The sequence below is a fragment of the Campylobacter hyointestinalis subsp. lawsonii genome (assembly GCF_013372165.1).
GTDB classification, from domain to species: domain Bacteria; phylum Campylobacterota; class Campylobacteria; order Campylobacterales; family Campylobacteraceae; genus Campylobacter; species Campylobacter lawsonii.
The window spans coordinates 988,883-1,008,196 of sequence record NZ_CP053828.1; the positions used below are offsets into that span (position 1 = coordinate 988,883).

The window sequence follows — 19,314 nt, forward strand, 5'->3', positions numbered from 1 at the left end:
TTAAACTTACTTACATAATACTTTTTGCTATCTCTAAAAATCTCATATTAAGGTAAATCACTTTGCGAAAATTAAAATAAATTTAGATATAATGATGAAAATTTACACACAGGAGAAATGATTGAAAAGAGTTCTTTTTATGGTTTTTATCTTATGCGGCTTTGCTTTTGGAGCTGAATTTAATATGAAAACAACCTATGCTTTAATACTAAATTTACAAGATAATATAGCTGAGATAACAGATAGTCCAGATATTATAGTCGGTAGTAGTGGCGTTGTTATGCATAAATTTAAAGATGGAAGTAAATCCATCATCGCAAGAGCTGTAGTAACACAGAAGCAAAATGGTTTTGCCAAAGTTAGATTTGAGGTTTTTGGATCACTTAAGCAAACTGCACTTCCAGTGCCAAAAATGTTGCCTATCGTCGGCGATGAGATCATATTAAATTATCTATATGACAGATCTCTTATCATAGTTCCAAATAAAGAAATTTATAAAGAAATAACAGAAAATTTCAAAAACATTACTTTTATCCATCCAGATATCGTAGGAGCTTATCTTCACTACGAATACAAACCAAATCCTAGCAGAGAAGATTTCCGCAAAATGTGTGCTAATAGTGCTGCTGGACTTATATTTATAGCACTTGATGGCGAAGCTGTTTTTGCTGATTGTGGTAGTTTTGAAGTGCTAAAAAGATTTAAAAGCGGATCAGTTGATTACTATCAACTTCCATTTTATACAAGGGTACAAGGCATCGATACCGTATTTTGGAAACTAGATAGCGCTAAGATAAACAACTATGATGAATACTATAAAAGATTGCTTAAGGAAAAATAATGGATAGTAAGCATATTAAATTTTTTGAAAAACTTTTAGGCGAAGAAAATGCTAAATTTGATAAAGCACACAAAATAGCCTACTGCTACGATGCTACAAAAAAGCGTTTTGAGCCTGATGGAGTGCTATTTCCAAGATGCGAAAAAGATGTTAGCGATATACTTAAATACTGCAATGAAAATAAAATAGTTATAGTCCCAAGAGGTGCTGGAAGCGGATTTACCGGTGGAGCTTTAGCAGCTAGTGGCGGAGTTGTCTTGTCATTTGAAAAACATATGAATAAAATATTAGAAATAGATATGCAAAATATGGTAGCAGTCGTAGAACCAGGGCTTATAAATATAAAATTACAAAAAGCAGTAGAAGAAGTGGGGCTTTTTTATCCGCCAGATCCTGCTAGTGAAAACTACAGTACTATAGGTGGAAATGTGAGTGAAAATGCAGGCGGTATGCGTGCTGCAAAATACGGTATAACTAAAGATTACGTTATGGCTTTAAGAGCTGTGTTGCCAAATGGAGACATAATAAGAGCAGGAAAACGCACTATAAAAGACGTAGCAGGATATAATATAGCCGGTATTTTAATAGCTAGTGAGGGAAGCTTGGCTGTTATCACGCAGATCACTTTAAAACTCATCGCAAAACCTAAATTTAAAAAAACCGCAATGGGTGTATTTCCTAGTGTAAATGCTGCTATGAACGCTGTTTATAAAACTATGGTAGCAGGAGTAACACCTGTGGCGATGGAGTTTTTAGACAATCTAAGCATAAATGCCGTTGAAAATAAATTTGCCAAAGGTCTGCCAAGAGACGCTGGGGCTATACTTATAAGCGATGTAGATGGATCAAATTTAGATGTTTTAGAAAGCGAGCTAGAGATCATCAAAAACGTATTTGAACAAAACGGCGCAACAGGATTTAAAGTAGCAAAAAACGAAGAAGAATCCGCCGATATATGGTTTGCAAGGCGTAACTGCTCTCAAGCTATAACTTGCTATGGAAGTTTAAAGCTAAATGAAGACATTACAGTTCCTCGCTCAAAGCTACCTGAACTTCTAGAAAAAATCAAAGAAATATCAGCAAAATTTAAAGTAACAACTCCTTGTTTTGGACATACAGGCGATGGAAATGTTCATACAAACGTTATGGTAGATAGAGATGATCCTGACGCAGTAAAAAGAGGACATGAAGCGATAACTGAAATTTTTAAAGTCGCAGTTGAACTTGGCGGAACACTATCTGGAGAGCACGGCATAGGAATCAGCAAAGCGCCATTTATGAGTCTTGCATTTAGTGATGAAGAGATGAATCTTTTTAGAACAATAAAAAAAGCATTTGATCCAAATGGCATCTTAAATCCAAATAAAATGGGACTTTGATGAGTATAAATAGGCAAAAAATTTGGATAAGCCTTAAAAATATATATAAAATCGCTGAGGATAAGCAGCTTATGCACTTTGCTGCTAGCCTTAGTTTTCATACCATTTTATCTTTGATACCAGTTTTGCTTATATCTCTATCTATATTTACGCAACTGCCTAGTTTTAAGGAGTATTATGCAAAGATAAAAGATTTTATATTTTCAAATTTACTTCCGTCAAATCAAGAAAATATAGTTAGTTATATAGATCAATTTTTATCTAACTCAAACAATCTAGGTATTGTAGGTCTTATAGGAGTAATCATAACTAGCATTATGTTTTTTAGCGATTACGAGTTTGTAATATCTAAACTAACAAATACAAAATCACGTGGTTTTTGGCGTTCTCTTAGCACGTATTGGACGCTTATCACACTTATGCCTCTTGGTCTTGGGCTGTCGTTTTGGTTATCAAATTTAATCCAAAATATCCTTAGCCAAAGCAGTTACACGAGCGGTATAAATTTTCTAGGTGTGTTTCCGTATCTGATTATCTGGGCGATCTTTAGCATAACATATCTTATATCCATAAATAAAGATTTAAATCTAAAAAACGTGATCTTTAGTGCATTTTGTTCGTCTTTTATATGGTCGCTCTCAAAATGGATATTTATAGAATACACTTTTTACAACAAAACATATACAAGCATTTACGGCTCATTTTCAATCCTGCTGTTTTTCTTTGTATGGATCTACTTATCTTGGATAATATTTTTATATGGTATAAAATTATGCAATATTTTAGAACAAAATATAAACGACAAAACAACCTTAGCGCTTTAAGCTGACTTAGGATAAAATCTTTGATAAAAAATTATAATAATTACACATTTTTTGATAAATTTTACTTAGATTTTCTTCCGTGCAAAGATGATGCACTCATAAAAGGAATGTGCGGATTTAACGGGATTGTCTTACCTATTTCCTTAGAAAATAGATTCGAATTTTTGGATAAATTTAAGAATTTTGGCTCACAAATATACAAGGCAATATAAAAATTGTAGTTGCCATATTTGCAGCCTTTATGATTATATTATTCTCTAAATTAAGCTAGAAAATCTAGCTTAATTCTACCATTTTTTCGGCTCTTTTTAAAAGCTCTTTTGCACCACGTGCTATAAACTCATCTGCAAAGTTTTTTCCAGCTATGGTATAAGCAAGCTTTGGATAAGTCTTGCTATCTCTTAGAATTTCACTTCCATCTATAAGGCCGAGTATTGCTTCTACTTCTATTTTATCACCTTTTAATTTTGCATTTATTCCGATGGGAGCTTGACATCCACCATTTAATGTATGCACAAAATCTCTTTCTATAGTAGTCTCAACCACGCTTTTTTCATCATTTAAAAACTCTATGGCTTCTAAAATCTCTTTTTTATTCACAGCTTCGATTCCCAAAGCGCCTTGTCCCATAGCTGGGATAGTATTGATAGGGCTAGTAAATTTAACTTCATTATTCAGTTTCAAACGATTGATTCCTGCCATAGCTAGTATGATAGCATCAAACTCGCCATTTTTTAGTTTAGCAATACGCGAATTTACATTTCCTCTAAGAGAGATAATCTCAAGATCACTTCTACTAGCTAAAATTTGCATCTTTCTACGGAGCGAAGTAGTGCCTACTTTAGCATTTTTAGGAAGTTCTTCAAGGCTTCTATACTTCATACTAAGCATTGCATCTCTTACATCTTCTCTGCTACATACACAAGCTAGTTTTAAACCATCTGGAAATGTCGTAGGTACATCTTTTAGGCTATGTACTGCTATATCTGCACTACCTTCAAGCATAGAGTTTTCAAGCTCTTTTGTAAAAAGTCCCTTGCCACCTATCTTTGCAAGTGGAGTATCAAGGATAACATCGCCTTTTGTCTTCATAGTGATTATCTCTACGCTATGACCTTTAGATATAAGCAAATCTCTTATGTGGTAAGTCTGCCAAAGTGCAAGAGCACTATTTCTACTAGCAATTCGTATATTCATTTTAACCTCTTTTTGTCTCATCAATAATTTCGACATCAATCACGTCATCTTTATAGTCTTTGGTGTAATACTCTTTATGAGTAGGCGTTTGCAAATAGCTAATGAGCTTTAATATCAAAGATATACTTATGATAAAAACTGCAAATATATCACTTAAAATTCCAGGCACCATAAGCAAAACTCCACCAACAACAAGCCCCATAGAGCCAAATACATTTTTTAAGTTCAAATTATCAAATTTACTATAAAAATTTGAAAATCCATAGCCAAGCACTAGGAAAAATCCAAAAATACCGCTTAAAAACACCTCGCCAAAAAAGTTCAGTATTCCGTATTTTGAGATATAAAGAACCACACAAACTAGCTCGATAACAAAATACGGAAATAGAGAAATTTTTATCATATTATCTCTTTTAATTTACCTAGTATCTCATTTGAGCTTACTTTTACTTTTTCTAGCCCATCTCTTATTATAAGCTCAACTTCTGAATTTTGCAAACTATTACCAACTACCACGCCAAAAGGTACGCCGATAAGCTCAAAGTCAGCCATTTTTACGCCAAATCTTTCATTTCTATCATCAAGTAAAACTTCAACTCCGCTACTTTCTAGCTCGGATTCTAAATTTAAAGCAAATTCCATCTGCTTAGCATCTTTGGTATTTGAAACTATTATATGCACTATAAAAGGGGCGCACTCTTTTTTCCAAATGCAGCCTTTTTCATCATGACTAGCTTCTACCATAACAGCTACAAGTCTGCTTACGCCTATGCCATAGCAACCCATAAAAAAAGGTTTTGATTTGCCATTTTCATCTAAAAATGTAGCACCCATAGCCTCAGAGTATCTTATGCCAAGTTGAAATATATGCCCTACTTCTATCCCTTTAGTGACAGACAAAATCCCGCCATCAAGCGCTTTATCTCCAGCTCTTACTTCTGCTAGATCCTTAAATCTATCTTTATTAAAATTTATAATATTTACTCCAATAGCGTGATAATCCTTTTCATTTGCACCGCATATCATCTCTTTTTCATTTTCTAATTCGCTATCTATATAAAAATCTATATTTTCATGAAGTCCGACTGGACCACAGTATCCAGGAACTAACCCAGCAGCTATAACTTCTTCTTCACTAGCATCACTTAGCTCAAGAGCAGAGCAAGCATTACAGGCTTTTACTTCTTGAAGTTCGTCATCTCCACGCACGAAAAATACTACTATTTTTTCACTATCTTCATAGATAGCCTTTTTCATCACAGCTTTTATGGTATAAAACGGATCTACTTTAAAAAACTCGGCGACTTTGGCTATGGTAGAACAACCAGGAGTAAAAAATTTCTGCATAGAACTGCTCTGTGGTCTCTCAGCCGCACAAACTCTTTTAGCTCTTTTTGCAGCTTCTACATTTGCTGCATATTTTGAAGTATCGCTTATTAAGATATCGTCTTCGCCATTTTTTGCTAGCACCATAAATTCCTTACTACCACTTCCACCGATAGCTCCACTATCAGCTTCAACAGCTCGGAAATTTAGTCCTAAACGACTAAATATCTTAGTGTAAGTCTTCTCCATAAGATCAAACTCACGCTTTAAATCAGCTTCGTTTGCATGAAAGCTATAACCATCTTTCATTATAAACTCACGACATCTCAAAAGTCCAAATCTAGGTCTCGCCTCATCTCTAAATTTAAGCCCTATTTGGTATAAATGAAGTGGCAATTGCTTGTAGCTAGTGACTTTATCTCTTACTAAATCTACTATGGATTCTTCGTGAGTTGGCGCTAGTAAGAACTCATTATCTTTTCTATCTTTTAAACGCAAAAGCTCTTTTCCAAATTTAAAATATCTCCTACTTTGCTTCCAAAGTTCGCTTGGAACTACAAAGCTCAAAGATAGCTCATTTGCTCCTGCTTTGTCCATTTCATCTCTTATGATATTTTCAACTTTTCTTAAAACTCTCTTTCCAAGAGGCAAAAAGTTATATAATCCGCTTCCTATCTGAGCTACAAATCCAGCTCTTATAAGAAACTGATGGCTAGGCAAAGTGGCATCTTTTGGAGCTTCTTTTGTCGTAGGTATGTATAATTTTGTAAATTTCACTTCAAATCCCCTTCTAAATTCTCATCTTTTTGTATTTTTATGTCAAATAAATATTCTAAATTTGATAAAACATCATCACTATTCTTTTCTTTTAGCCTAACGCTTGGAGTATGTAAAAACGCCTTAAAAACTTGATGAACTAATTTACTAGCCTCATTTCTATCGCAATTTCTTATATAACCTTTTTTTATCGCTTTGTCTATCTCTTTTATGGCTATATCTTTTGCTTTTTGCCTTAAAGCCTTGATAGCCGGAGTGCTGCTTTTAGAAAGTAGCCATTTAAAAAATGCAGTAGTGGATCTGCCTACAATTGCATAAGCTACACTTGCTTGTTCTTCTCTAAGAGCTAAATTTGTCCTTACAATACTCTCTAAGTCATCTACTGCATAAACGTGAATAAATTCGTTTTCGCTGATATCGATATCTCTAGGAACTGCTATATCAAAAAAGTATCTATGAAAATCTTTAGGCTCTAAAATTTCATCAGTTATGATAGCATTTAAAGCCCCAGTCGCACTAAATATCAATCTATATCGATTTATATATTCACCTAGTTTTTCTATACTATCAAAACTAGCAAGATCCCCTAAACTCTCAGCTAAGCTCTTGGCTTTTGTAAGATCTCTATTTAAAATTATAACATTTACTTCCGCATTTATAAGATGCTGAGCAGCTATTCGACTCATCTCTCCAGCACCTATTACTATAGCAGTCATACCGCCGATATTGCCATAAATTTCTTTGGCTTTAGCTACAGCTACGCTTGAGACAGAAACTGGATTTTTACTTATCTGAGTTGAGGCTCTTACTTCAGCTGCACACTTAAATGCAAAATGCACGGCATTTGAGATATTATCACCACAATCTCCGTTATCATAAGCAAATTTAAATGCCTCTTTGAGTTGTCCTGCTATCTGAGTTTCACCTACTACCAAACTATCAAGTGAGCTTGCAACAGAAAAAAGATGGTGAATGGCTCCATCATTTTCATATATGTCAGCTCTTAACTCTAGTGCGTCATAAGGAACTAATGTAATGATAGATATGGAATTTAGTATATGTTTTGTAGCGATACTAGGATTTATAGCATAAGCAAAGATTTCTACTCTATTACAGGTGCTAAGAACCATAGATTCGATTATATTTTCATTTGCCCCAATTAGCCTTAATATCTCTCTTTTTTTTTCTAGATCGCTAAAAGAGAGCTTCTCACGCACCTCGATACTGGTATTTTTATGAGTAAAACTTACACTTACGTAGTTCATTAAAAATCCCTATCTATCATGCTTGTAACTATGTTTTTAAGCTCACTATTATCTATAGCACTAGTAGCTTTATTTCCAAGATCTTTTGCATAATTTATGCTTAAATTTATTATATCAAACTCATTAAATTTATCTTTTATCCAGGCTATATCATTACTATTTAACTCTTTTTTAAAAAGGCTTGTTAGCTTTTCTTTATCATAAGGTAAAAGTTTATCATATAAAAATATATAAGGAAGAGTTGTTTTGCCCTCTTTATAGTCATTCATAGCCGGTTTGCCTAGTTTTAAGCTATCTTGTGTGATATCTAGTATATCATCGACTATTTGGAATGCTAGACCTAAATTTTTACCATAAATAGCATATTTTTTCTCATCAAGACCAGCTAAAACAGCAGCCGACCTAGCACTTGCTTCTATAAGAACAGCTGTTTTTAGATATATCATTTTTAGATATTTTTCTTTATCTGTATTAAATTTATCTTCTAGCAAAGTATCCATCATCTCTCCGATGCTTAGTTTGCAAACAGCTTCAGAGACGATATCTGCTATTTTTGTATCAAATTTAACTATCTCATTAAAACCTTTTGAATATAAAATATCTCCAAGCATTATTGCGTTTTTTGTTCCAAAAAGAGCATTTATGCTCGGACTTCCTCGCCTAACATCACTACTATCTATAACATCATCGTGAAGTAAGCTTGCAAGATGTATGATCTCTATCACAGCACAAAGCTTTAAACTAGCTTCGCTCTCTCCTGCTATCTTTAGTATAAGCTTACTTCTAAGCTTCTTACCTGGGTTTATCTTGCTAAACATATTTAAGGCATGATCAAATCCGAGCGACGTGACAAATTCGTTCATTATACTATCTATTTTATCCATTATTCATCTCCGACATTAGGCTCAAAGCGCACATTTACGCGTTTTGCATCATCATCAATATAAACCATAAATGTTCCAATGCCATTTTTAAAATCCTTAAATTCAAGATACAACATAACCTCACCTTCTATCTCTTTTCTAAGATGCGGTAAAACAATCTGCTTATAAAGCTCAAGTCCGCGTCTTAAACTAAGCACTATCTGACGCGGATATTTTCTAAATTTAGTATGCAAAACCATATTTGTATTATCAAACAAAGTCCATGAAAACTCAAAAATATCCTCTATGCCTTCTCTTCTATCTGTTATAAAAACATACGCCTTTTCATCCTTTTTTAGCTCAAATTTTTTAGCGTGTTCGAAACTAGGCCCAGCAGCATTTAAGCTAAAATTTAAGCTAAAAAAAGAAAGTAGTAAAAGCCATAACACTCTACTCATTTTGGCTTAGAATATCTCCTGTGACACCGATATAAACATCATTTAGACCAAGCTCTACTTTATCTGCGTTTAAAGCTTGATAAGTATGAATATCATCTATATTTATGCCTTTTTGCTCACATAGATCTCTAAGGCAAACAAGCTCTATAAAAAGCTTTTCTATCTCGTTTTCTACCAAATTTCTATTTGCGTTAAAAACTATATCAAAAAATTTACCTTTTGGCTCACCGCCAAATATATCATCATCAAAATTCAAATTTAAATCCTTAAAATAAAATGAAACTTAATTCTATAATAATTTATTTAAAAAACCCATTAAATAAGGGGTTATTTTATAATTTCTCTTTGTCCTTTTGCATTTATAGGGCTTAGAATTCCTGCTTGTTCAAGCTGTTCTATTATACTTGCAGCTCTGTTGTAGCCTATCTTAAGACGGCGTTGCAAGTAGCTTATAGAAGTCTTTTCTTCACTTAAAATGATATTTTTAGCCTCTTCATATAGTTCATCTGTCTCGCCAAGAGCGACTCCTTGCTCACTTGCTTCGACGCTAGAATCTTTTAAAAATTTCTCTTCATAAACAACTGATTGTTGCTCTTTTAGAAAATCGACTATATCTTCTATCTCTTTTTCACTTGCAAATGGAGCGTGCAAACGAACTATTCCAGGGCTTCCAGGAGGGGTAAAAAGCATATCGCCACGCCCTAGCAAACTCTCAGCACCCATTTGATCAAGTATGACTTTGCTATCTATCTTTTGACCTACTCTATAGCTTATGCGACTTGGCAAATTTGCCTTTATAAGCCCCGTTACAACATCTACACTTGGGCGTTGTGTAGCTACTATAAGGTGAATTCCACTAGCCCTTGCCATTTGAGCCAAGCGACCGATATGAAACTCAACTTCTTTTCCACTTGTCATCATAAGGTCTGCTAGCTCATCTATGATAACGACGATAAAAGGCAAGGTCTCACCGCCCTCTTTTTTTACTTTTTCATTGTAAGTTTCGATATTTTTTGTTTTAGTTTGGCTCATTACTCTATAGCGACGCTCCATCTCAGCAACTAAATTTGCCAAAGCCGTAATCGCCTTTTTAGGCTCTGTTATAACAGGCGTAAGAAGATGAGGTATGTCATTGTAAATGCTAAACTCAAGCATCTTTGGATCTATCATAATAAGGCGTAAAGTCTTTGGAGAATTTCTATAAAGAAGACTTAAAAGCATAGCATTGATCCCTACGCTTTTTCCACTTCCAGTAGTTCCTGCGATGAGAAGATGAGGTAGCTTTTTAAGATCTGTAATAAACGGATCGCCGACTATATCTTTACCAAGTGCTATAGTTAGCTCACTTTTTGCATTTTTATAAATTTCACTCTGCAAAATTTCTTTTAAATAAATAGTTTCAATATTTTTATTTGGTATCTCTATGCCAACGACATCTTTTCCAGGGATCGGCGCTTGAATGCGTATGGTTTGAGCTTTTAAAGCCATAGCAAGGTCATCTTGCAAAGTAAGGATTTTGCTTACTTTTATATGAGCTGCTGGCTTAAACTCAAAAGTAGTAACCACAGGTCCAGAATACGTTCTAACAACATCTCCGTCTATCTTAAAACGGCGAAGTTTATCAAGCAGATCAGCGATCTTTTGATCGATCTCAGACTCATTTATGCTTTTTGACCTTTTTGGCGGATCATTTAAAAAATCCAAACTTGGAAGTTTAAAATCCTTTGGCTTTTCTATCTTACCTTTTTCAATCTGATTTAAAAGCTCTTTATTTTCGGCTACTTCGTTTAAAATTTCTACGCCATTTAGAATTAAAGGCTCATCTTTTATCACATTATTTTGCGAAATCTCATCTTCTATTTTATCTTTTTCTATGTTTTGAATTTCTTCTAATGGCTCTTTGGGTTTTATTCGCCATTTTTGCTCTAAATTTGGTTCATCTTTTAAATTTGTATCTTCATTCAAATTTATACTTTCATTCAAATTTGTGTTTTCATTTAAATTTGAGACGCTGTTTTTTGTGCTAAATTTAGATAAATTTGATTCATTTTGCGTATTTGATGACCTTGTTTGTTCTATGAATGCTTTTTTTATAACGATATCAAGCCTATCATCAAAAGCAAGTCCAAATGCAATAAAAAATATCATAAGTATAAAAACTACGCTTCCAACACTTCCTATAACAGATATAAGTGAGTCTATGATGAACGCTCCTACTAAGCCTCCATAACTTTTAGAAAACATAGATAAAAGAAGTAAAATAGAAAAGAAAAGTAGCACGGCACCTACGATATTTCCTACAAATTTTAAATTTAGTTTTTTAAAATTTCTATAGTTTAAAACCGCTGGATATATGAGTAAAAACGGATATATGTAAGAGATAAAGCCAAAAAGTTTATAGTTTAAATTTCCTATAAGATTGCCAACACTTCCTACAAAAGAAGCATTTGGCAATATAGTAGAAACTCCAAAAAATAGCAAAATACAGATGCTTATAATAAGCCAAATTTCACGTAAAATATCAAATCCTTGATTTAAAAGTTAGCTCATGATTATAACTAAATAATTTTTACATATAGTTTAATAAGCTAACTTGGTTTATCTTAGATGTCGCTTGCAACATAGCTTGATATCCTATTAGTCTTTGTTGAAACATAATGTATGTTTCTCCATAATCAGCATCCATAATCTCTGATTTTACCGTAGAAACATTGACTTTGAGAGTGCTTACTCTATCATTTGTGCTAGAAAGTAAATTTGTATATGAACCGATTTGAGTGTGTTGTTTGTTGATATGATCCATAAGATGATCAATCCTTTTTAAAGCACCTTGAATACCAGTAGTTCTAGCATTATTGCCATCATCAGCATTTGCTCTATAGCTTCCACTTCTTACGGCTTTTATCATATCTTCAAGGTCTTTAAATATATCAACATTGCTCTCATCTATAGTAATAGCATTATTTGCATTAAAGCTCAGCATCGACCCAGACGCCATTCCTTCCATAAACTCTCCGCTATTAAAAGTATTTTCAAATACGCTAATTTCTATCGGAGTAACAGAGTTGGATTTATCTTTTATCTCAAGCTGACCTCTGTAGTTTAAACCTACATCTACGCTAGTAGATGAATCTTGCACCGCCTTTACAAAAAAAGCTTCATATTTTTGCTGGTCTGTAGCATTTGGTTGTAAATTTGGAATATTATTTGAAGCTACGACTGAAATTATATCGCTTAGTTGTCTATATGTGATATCCTCAGGTTTAGTTACAACTGCATTTGTGGTTTTTTTAGCATCATCATAAACTCCGTTATAGATTTTAGAAGTATAAACTGCTGGTTGTTGTGCTTTAAAATTATCATCAGCCTTGCTTATGGTTAATTCTGACTCAATAGGTTTATTATTGTTTTTGTCTGGTAGAAATTTAATACTAACTTTATATTTTTCGCCATTTTTTGCAACGATATTCATATCTAAAGTAGAAAGAGTATTTAAACTAGCCCCTGCTACTTCGCTAAGCTTTGTAGCATCGGTCGCATATTCGTTAGTTGATTTTACTATTTGAGATACATTGCCGGTTAATGTATTGCTATCTTTTGCAAATCTTAGTCTATTATAATCACTAGCTAAATTTTTGCTTCCATTATCTTTTGAAAAATCACTTTTTATAAACTCAGTTACATACGCTAAACCATTTTGCACATTATAATCCACCTCTTCTAAGCTAGTAAATTGATCAGGAAAAACCCAGTTTCCATCTCTATCTCTACTACCGGCGTAAGAATATTTTTCTACATCTTTTTCATTAAATGTTTTAAAATCTTGTTGATCTACGCCGTTTGCTAAGTCTGCTGGGTCTATAACTAAATTTGTTCCGGTTATTTTTTGATTATTTACAGTAATTCCATTAGCATCTGCTTTAATGGTATATTTTGTATTTGCATTTTTTGCATCTGTTAAAACAAGCTCTCCGTTTTCAAATTTAGCTTTAAAATTACCCTTATCACCGCCTGTTATGGTTAAATTTGTATTGCCGATCTTATAAGTTTCAGTTGTCCTTTGGCTAGTAAGTCCAACTATATGAAAATCAAGTAGATTGTTTCCTTTTTTTATATCTTTTACTTCTATTTGACCGCTATTGTTTAGCGTGACATCTACTAGTTTATTTTTACCATTTTTATCATTACCCAAAGCATATCCTATCTCATCTAATAAACTCTGAATACTCGCATCAGGCGTAAGAGTAAATTTTTTAGCAAAGCTATTGCCATTAGCATCTTTGCCTTGCATAAAAAATGTTGTATTATAGCCTTTTACGACTTGGTCTTTATCTGGGTCTTTATTAGGGTCTTGCTTTAGTAAGTCCTCAGAGTAATAATTTCGCCCTATCATATCTTTAATCGTATCTGTAGTTTGTAGATATACAGAATCTAATTTTTCGTTAGCTTCTTTTCTTTGATTGTGTAAGCTTACATTTGTCGTTAGAATTTTGTTATAGTCGTTATCTTTACCTAAAAATAGATCATATCCGTTTAGATTATAAGGAACAGTCTGATTTGCACCGACCACGGCTTCTATTGTTTCGCTATTTCCTTTGTAATTTCCTTCTGAATCGACTGGTTTAGTATCAAGCGCTGTTCCAGAAAATAGATACTGCCCATTAATCGAAGTATTTGCAATAGTTTGCAAATGCGTTTTTATGGAGTCTAAATCGTTTGCTATAGCGTTTCTTGATGTTGCATCGTGCATATCGTTTGCTGATTGAATAAGTTTTGTTTTGAAATTTTCAAGTTGTTTTACGAAATCACTTAACGCTTGATCGGAGTTTTTTGAAAATTCAGAGGCTTTTGTAGTGGTTTCTTTGACTTGATCAAGTAAATTTATCTCATACTCAAGTCTTGTTCCATCTACATAAATTCCACTATCATCATAGGAGTTTTGAATTTTTAATCCGCTAGAAAATCTATTGTTTAAATTGTATATATCAGTTTGACTGGCTCTATAGTTTGAAAGCGTGTTGAAGCTTGTTAGTTGATTTGTAATTCTCATTTTATCTCCTAATTTTTATAAATTTATTAAAGCAATTTAAGTTCCACTTGAGTAAATCGGCAGTTTTAAATTTAGATAAATATGATAAAAATATATTAAAAAACAGAGACTAAATTTAGCCATAAATTTAGCCCCAAATTTAGTTTGAGGCTAAAATCCCATAATATTTTTTATGACAAGATATCCCACAGCAGAACCTATCATAGAAACAGGCAAAGTGATGATCCAAGCAAGTCCGATAGGCTTTAGCATACCCCAATTTGCATTGCGATTATAAACCCCAATACCCAAAACCGCACCGATAAGAACGTGAGTAGAGCTGATAGGAAGTCCCATTTTCGTAGCGATAAGTATGACTATACTAGCAGCAAGTTCAGCACTAAAACCAGTAGTAGGAAGTATCTCAGCAAGTTTTGAGCCAACTGTGGTGATAACTTCTTTACCTAAAAACCAAAGCCCAACCACAAGAGCTATACCAAATGTCGCCATAGCAACACCAGGGATAGGAGAGCTTTCATTTATAGAGTTGTTTTTCAAAACATCAAGAATCGCAGCAAATGGACCTACTGCGTTTGCTATATCGTTTGCTCCATGAGAAAATGCAAATGATGATGCTGTAAATATCTGAAACCAACCAAAAATTCTATTTATACTTTTTTGCGGACTATCTTTTTTAATCAAATTTACTATAGCAAAACTAGCTAGATATGCAGCGATACCTATAACAAAAATGATCCATAAAGTCTGGATAGAGCTTAGGTTGAAATTTAGATGTTTTAAACCTTTAAAAAGCATACTTCCAGCTATAATCATAGCTGCCACGCCAGCTACAATAGGTATATGAGCGCGCATAAAAAATGTCGTATCAATGCTCTTTTCACGCTCTTTCATAGATTTTATCTTGTTTCTAAATTCACACTCGCTACCCTCGCACTCTTCTTCATCAGTAATGGCGATCCGCCTAAGCTCTCTTATCTGCTCGGCCTCACTTTTGCTTGATAGATCTTTTATGTATTGATCTTTGTATAGCTTACGCTCTCTTTTTATAGATTTTAATTTGTCTTGTAAAATAGTAGAAGGAATAATAATCTTTGACTTTATATAGCCAAATATAAGATACGAAACAACCCCGCCCATTATAGGAGACACAACCCAACTAAGAGCTATGCGACCAATCTCGCTCCAACTAACCATTTCAAACGCCCTGTCATTACCATAATACACAAAACCCATAGTAAGTCCAGCTCCAACTATACCGCCTACTATAGAATGTGTCGTAGAGACAGGCAAACCTTTTTTTGTAGCTATAAAAAGCCAAGCTCCAGCACTAAACAAAGACGATATCATAACCACCACAAAACTCATAGGATTTATGATCTCATCTGGGAGGGTGACTATGCCACTTCTAATAGTATTTGTAACTTCTGCTCCAGCAAAAACTGCACCGCTTAGTTCAAAAACAGCCGCAATGATAAGAGCTTGTTTGATAGTAAGAGTCTTAGCACCAACGCTAGTTCCAAATGAGTTTGCAACATCGTTTCCACCGATATTAAAAGCCATAAACAGACCAAACACACTTGCTAAAATGAATAGCAATAGATGATTGCTAGGAATATAACTATAACCCCACATAAAAAAAGCAACGACTGAAATTACGAAAAATGTAAGCGCAAAGAGATTATCTCTTGACAAAGAACACCTCCAAAATTATATATTTTGTATTATAACTCTTTGTTCTTAAAATTAGCTACAGTTTTGCAATTTTATAGCAAATTTGATAGCTTCTAAATAGCTTTTATTATCTGCTATGCCTTTATAAGCTATATCAAACGCCGTTCCGTGATCTACGCTAGTGCGAACTATAGGTAGCCCCAAACTCACATTTATAGATCTATCAAAAAATAGTGCTTTTAAAGGAGCTAGTCCGCCATCATGATACATAGCTACTAGTCTATTGCAGCTTTTAAGCGAATTTTTGTTAAATGCTGCGTCTGGAACAAGAGGCCCTTTAAAAATATCTTTTTTAAGTATTAAATTTGCTTTTTGTATTGCTTTTTTTATAGTAATCTCTTCTTTTTTGCCGATAGTTCCATTATCGCTTGCGTGAGGATTAAAACCCAAAACGCCGACATTTTCAAATTTAGTAGAAGAGTATAAATTTAGTAGAAATTTAGTCAGATCTTTTGCAACTATCTTTTTTGAAACTTTACTAAGCGGGATATGATCTGTAAAAAGCGCGACAAATAGCTCATCGCAACCAAGCATCATAATTGCCTTTTTCTTAAAATGCTTGCTCAAAACATCTGTATGACCTACATAAGGAAGATTTGTTTTTTTCCAACTTTCTTTATTTATAGGAAGCGTTACAAGCGCTTTTGCATGGGCGTTTTTTACATAAAGCAGAGCATTTTCAAAGCTAATAAAAGAAAACTTTCCACTTTTCTTACTGACTTTACCCGGTTTTATCTTAAAACTTTTACCGCATTCTACTATCTCAAAATCATCTGGAATATTAAAATTTAAAAGATTTGCAGCATTTTCTAAAAGCTCTTTATTTATAAAATAAACAGGACTACAAATTTTTGAAATCTCTTCATGAGATTTTAGTGCGATCTCGATACCTACTCCGTTTATGTCACCAACACTTATGGCTATTTTTGGTAATTCACTCATTTTAACAAAAACCAACCTTATATTTTACTTAAATTTATAATAATTTGCCTATATAAGCAACTCTTTCATCTCTTCTATAGCTGTTTTTAATCCTACAAAAACACTTCTTGCTATTATGCTTTGACCTATATTTAACTCAAAGATTTCATCTATACTAGCGATAGCTTTTACATTTTGATAGTTTAGTCCGTGTCCTGCGGCAACTTTCAATCCTAAGTTTTTACCTAATTTTGCCGCTTCTTTTATCCTATTTATCTCTTTGTTTAGTATCTGTTTTAATTCATTTTTTGAAAGATCTAAGCCATTTACGCTATATTTTGTATGTCTTAAATTTGAAAAAAGCATTAAAAATGTATTTGAATAAGCTCCAGTATGAAGCTCTATAAACTGAACTCCAAACTCTTTTGAAGCACGGATATCATCTAAATTTGGATCAATAAAAAGCGAAACTTCTATATCATTATCTTGCAATTTTTTGATAACATTAGCCAAATTTGGCGAGTTTAAATTTAGTCCGCCCTCAGTCGTGAGTTCGGCTCTTTTTTCAGGAACCAAAGTAGCCCTACTAGGCTTTAGGGCACAAACTATATCTATAATCTCGCTATTTATCGAACATTCTAAATTTACTGGGATTTTGCTTAAGTTTATGATATTTTTAACATCAGTTTCATTTATATGACGTCTATCTTCTCTAAGATGGATGGTTATTTGATCTGCTCCTGAGCTAACAGCGATAAAAAGAGCCTGCAAAATATCAGGATCATTTACCGCCCTAGCCTCTCTTAAAACTGCTATGTGATCTATATTTACGCCAAGTTTCATACAAATCCTTATTTTAAATTTGGCGTATTATACATAAATACTCTTTAAGCACTTATAAAGCTATCTTGCTCTCTAAAGTATGGTTTTAAGGCTTCATACGCTAGTCCGATCTTTTGAAATTTATCGGTGTAGCTCTTTTGAATTTCTATCGTTTTTTGCAAATGGCGATCAGGATGATACATCTTAGTTAAATTTAAATATTTCGCACGAACTGTTTCAAAATCATCATTAGCATTGCAACCAAGTGTCTCAAAATGCTCTTCAAGCAAGCTTGCAAGCATAGAAAATCTTCTTACGTAATTTTTTGAATTTTGAATTCTAATTCGCTTTTTAAAGCTCTCATACTCGCCCTCGTCAAAGTTAAAATTCACGGCGTATTTGATATGCTCTTTAAATGAAAATAAGCTATCAAAAGTATCAAGCTTTTCAGCTTTATCCACGCTCACACTTAGCAAATTTTCGTTTTTAAAAAACTCGTATTTCATAGTCTCAACGCATTTTATTAGGTATTTGTTGAAAATATCATCGCTTTTACTTAAATCAAAAATTATATGATTTTTATCAAATTTTATATTTATATTGATCAAAATTTGGACTGAATTTGCTTTTTTATAGACAAGTTTTATATTTTTGTGATGAGTAAATAAAAAATCTATTTTATCGTTTGATATTTTTTCGTATATTTTACCTATAAGCTTTAAGAAATATTTGCGTTGCACTAGTTCGTTTTCGTTGTAAAATAAGATAACCTTATCCCTACTTTTTATCGAATTCGTAAAGTTTTCTTTGATCTTATCTGCTAAATTTAAAAAAAGACTATCGTCATCTGTTGTGATGGTTATTGATTCTAGAGTTTGAGTTATGTTCATTAAAAGCCTCACTTACAAATATTTGACTATTAATAAGCAAAGTTTATTCCAAATTCTCCCAAATAAGATCGCCATTTGTATTATTTAAAATTTGATAAGGCTTATACTCATCTTTGTACTCTAAACTCGGACATCCTTTTACGTAAAATCCAAGATATATCCATCTAAGATTATGCTCGCAAGCTAACTTTATCTGAGTAAGCAAAGAAAACTTACCTAGGCTAAGATGAGCAAAATCAGTATCATAATAACAATAAATAGAACTTATCCCGTCATCTACTAGATCTATAAGATCTACGCAGACTAGCTTATTTTCTACAAAATAATCAACTTCATAGCCAAAACTTCCAGCACCTTCTACATATACGTGATAATATCTGTTGAAATTTAACTCATGAAATTCCCAGCCACGTTTTTCGTGCATAAATTTATGATATTTTTCATATAATTTTATATGTTCATTTGATAAATTTGGCTTTGAAATGCGTATTTTTGTATCTAAATTTTTTCTTATGACACGTCTTAAACTTTTTGTAAATTTAAAGTTCAAAGCATCTATGCGTAAGCTTTTGCACTCATTGCAACCATCACAAATAGGCGTAGAAAAATAATTACCAAATCTCCTAAATCCTTCTTTTACCAACTTTGAGTTGTAAGCAAAATCACAACCATCTACGTATTTATACATAGTTCTAGAGCTCTTGCCACTAAGATATGGGCAAGAAGCATCTAAAGTGCAAAAATCAATCTCGTTCAATCTTCTTTATATCCGAATACTTTATAAATTCCATAAATTCATCTTTTAGCCTGCGTTCTTTAGCATCTAGCTTTTCTATCTCATCAGATTCCATAAAGACATCTTTGAACTCGTCTCTATTTAAATTTGGTTTTTTAGGCGGTTTGTTATCTTTTTGCTCCTTAATAAGCTCGTCTTTAATGCCTTTTAAACTATCGAAAAAATCATTCACCA

18 protein-coding genes are annotated in these 19,314 nt (G+C 33.2%); 3 read left to right on the forward strand and 15 right to left on the reverse strand.

The window, feature by feature from the left end; translation table 11 throughout:
• Nucleotides 1-121 precede the first annotated feature (121 nt).
• The 3 genes from CHLWT_RS05055 to CHLWT_RS05065 are packed head-to-tail and all read left to right on the forward strand — an operon-like array spanning nt 122 to nt 3,044.
• Nucleotides 122-841: a plasminogen-binding N-terminal domain-containing protein gene (locus CHLWT_RS05055; protein ID WP_112000005.1), complete on the forward strand. Its 720-nt coding sequence runs from the start codon at nt 122-124 to the stop codon at nt 839-841.
• A complete protein-coding gene (locus CHLWT_RS05060; RefSeq protein WP_111948180.1) occupies nt 841-2,220 on the forward strand; it encodes an FAD-linked oxidase C-terminal domain-containing protein in 1,380 nt (459 codons plus the stop codon). The genes CHLWT_RS05055 and CHLWT_RS05060 overlap by 1 nt, the downstream gene beginning before the upstream one ends.
• Nucleotides 2,220-3,044, forward strand: a complete 825-nt coding sequence (locus CHLWT_RS05065; RefSeq protein ID WP_112000006.1) for a YihY family inner membrane protein — start codon at nt 2,220-2,222, stop codon at nt 3,042-3,044. The genes CHLWT_RS05060 and CHLWT_RS05065 overlap by 1 nt, the downstream gene beginning before the upstream one ends.
• Nucleotides 3,045-3,320: 276 nt before the next feature.
• Here the strand turns inward: CHLWT_RS05065 and hemC are convergent, their stop codons facing one another.
• The 15 genes from hemC to CHLWT_RS05140 all read right to left on the reverse strand — a co-directional run bounded on the left by hemC (nt 3,321) and on the right by CHLWT_RS05140 (nt 19,312).
• Complete coding sequence (hemC, locus tag CHLWT_RS05070) at nt 3,321-4,241, reverse strand: hydroxymethylbilane synthase (protein WP_112000008.1); 921 nt, start codon at nt 4,239-4,241, stop codon at nt 3,321-3,323.
• A gap of 1 nt (nt 4,242) precedes the next feature.
• Nucleotides 4,243-4,644, reverse strand: coding sequence for an FxsA family protein (locus CHLWT_RS05075; protein WP_112000009.1), 402 nt, complete (start codon nt 4,642-4,644; stop codon nt 4,243-4,245).
• The gene (locus tag CHLWT_RS05080; RefSeq protein WP_112000010.1) at nt 4,641-6,344 is read right to left on the reverse strand and encodes a proline--tRNA ligase; all 1,704 of its coding nucleotides are present in this window, start codon (nt 6,342-6,344) and stop codon (nt 4,641-4,643) included. Before CHLWT_RS05080 ends, CHLWT_RS05075 begins: the two co-directional genes overlap by 4 nt.
• Complete coding sequence (gene hemA / locus CHLWT_RS05085; RefSeq protein WP_111982436.1) at nt 6,341-7,609, reverse strand: glutamyl-tRNA reductase; 1,269 nt, start codon at nt 7,607-7,609, stop codon at nt 6,341-6,343. Before hemA ends, CHLWT_RS05080 begins: the two co-directional genes overlap by 4 nt.
• The gene (locus CHLWT_RS05090) at nt 7,609-8,493 is read right to left on the reverse strand and encodes a polyprenyl synthetase family protein (protein WP_112000011.1); all 885 of its coding nucleotides are present in this window, start codon (nt 8,491-8,493) and stop codon (nt 7,609-7,611) included. Before CHLWT_RS05090 ends, hemA begins: the two co-directional genes overlap by 1 nt.
• Nucleotides 8,493-8,930 (reverse strand): hypothetical protein, encoded by a 438-nt coding sequence (locus CHLWT_RS05095; protein WP_063998120.1) that lies wholly within the window; start codon nt 8,928-8,930, stop codon nt 8,493-8,495. The genes CHLWT_RS05090 and CHLWT_RS05095 overlap by 1 nt, the downstream gene beginning before the upstream one ends.
• On the reverse strand, nt 8,923-9,186 hold the full coding sequence (locus tag CHLWT_RS05100; protein ID WP_063998119.1) for a DUF2018 family protein: 264 nt from the start codon (nt 9,184-9,186) through the stop codon (nt 8,923-8,925). The genes CHLWT_RS05095 and CHLWT_RS05100 overlap by 8 nt, the downstream gene beginning before the upstream one ends.
• Before the next feature lie 71 nt (nt 9,187-9,257).
• Nucleotides 9,258-11,411, reverse strand: a complete 2,154-nt coding sequence (locus CHLWT_RS05105) for an FtsK/SpoIIIE family DNA translocase (protein ID WP_112000012.1) — start codon at nt 11,409-11,411, stop codon at nt 9,258-9,260.
• Between the two features lie 88 nt (nt 11,412-11,499).
• Nucleotides 11,500-13,980 (reverse strand): flagellin N-terminal helical domain-containing protein, encoded by a 2,481-nt coding sequence (locus tag CHLWT_RS05110; RefSeq protein ID WP_112000013.1) that lies wholly within the window; start codon nt 13,978-13,980, stop codon nt 11,500-11,502.
• Between the two features lie 150 nt (nt 13,981-14,130).
• Nucleotides 14,131-15,672: an inorganic phosphate transporter gene (locus CHLWT_RS05115; protein ID WP_063998116.1), complete on the reverse strand. Its 1,542-nt coding sequence runs from the start codon at nt 15,670-15,672 to the stop codon at nt 14,131-14,133.
• Between the two features lie 51 nt (nt 15,673-15,723).
• The gene (gene pdxA / locus CHLWT_RS05120; RefSeq protein WP_112000014.1) at nt 15,724-16,653 is read right to left on the reverse strand and encodes a 4-hydroxythreonine-4-phosphate dehydrogenase; all 930 of its coding nucleotides are present in this window, start codon (nt 16,651-16,653) and stop codon (nt 15,724-15,726) included.
• Nucleotides 16,654-16,701: 48 nt separating this feature from the next.
• Nucleotides 16,702-17,475, reverse strand: coding sequence for a pyridoxine 5'-phosphate synthase (locus tag CHLWT_RS05125; protein WP_063998114.1), 774 nt, complete (start codon nt 17,473-17,475; stop codon nt 16,702-16,704).
• Nucleotides 17,476-17,519: 44 nt separating this feature from the next.
• Complete coding sequence (locus CHLWT_RS05130; protein ID WP_111995470.1) at nt 17,520-18,344, reverse strand: adenylosuccinate lyase; 825 nt, start codon at nt 18,342-18,344, stop codon at nt 17,520-17,522.
• A 43-nt stretch (nt 18,345-18,387) separates the two neighbouring features.
• Nucleotides 18,388-19,101: an arginyltransferase gene (locus tag CHLWT_RS05135; RefSeq protein ID WP_112000015.1), complete on the reverse strand. Its 714-nt coding sequence runs from the start codon at nt 19,099-19,101 to the stop codon at nt 18,388-18,390.
• Complete coding sequence (locus CHLWT_RS05140) at nt 19,088-19,312, reverse strand: hypothetical protein (RefSeq protein WP_104123295.1); 225 nt, start codon at nt 19,310-19,312, stop codon at nt 19,088-19,090. Before CHLWT_RS05140 ends, CHLWT_RS05135 begins: the two co-directional genes overlap by 14 nt.
• Between the last annotated feature and the right edge of the window lie 2 nt (nt 19,313-19,314).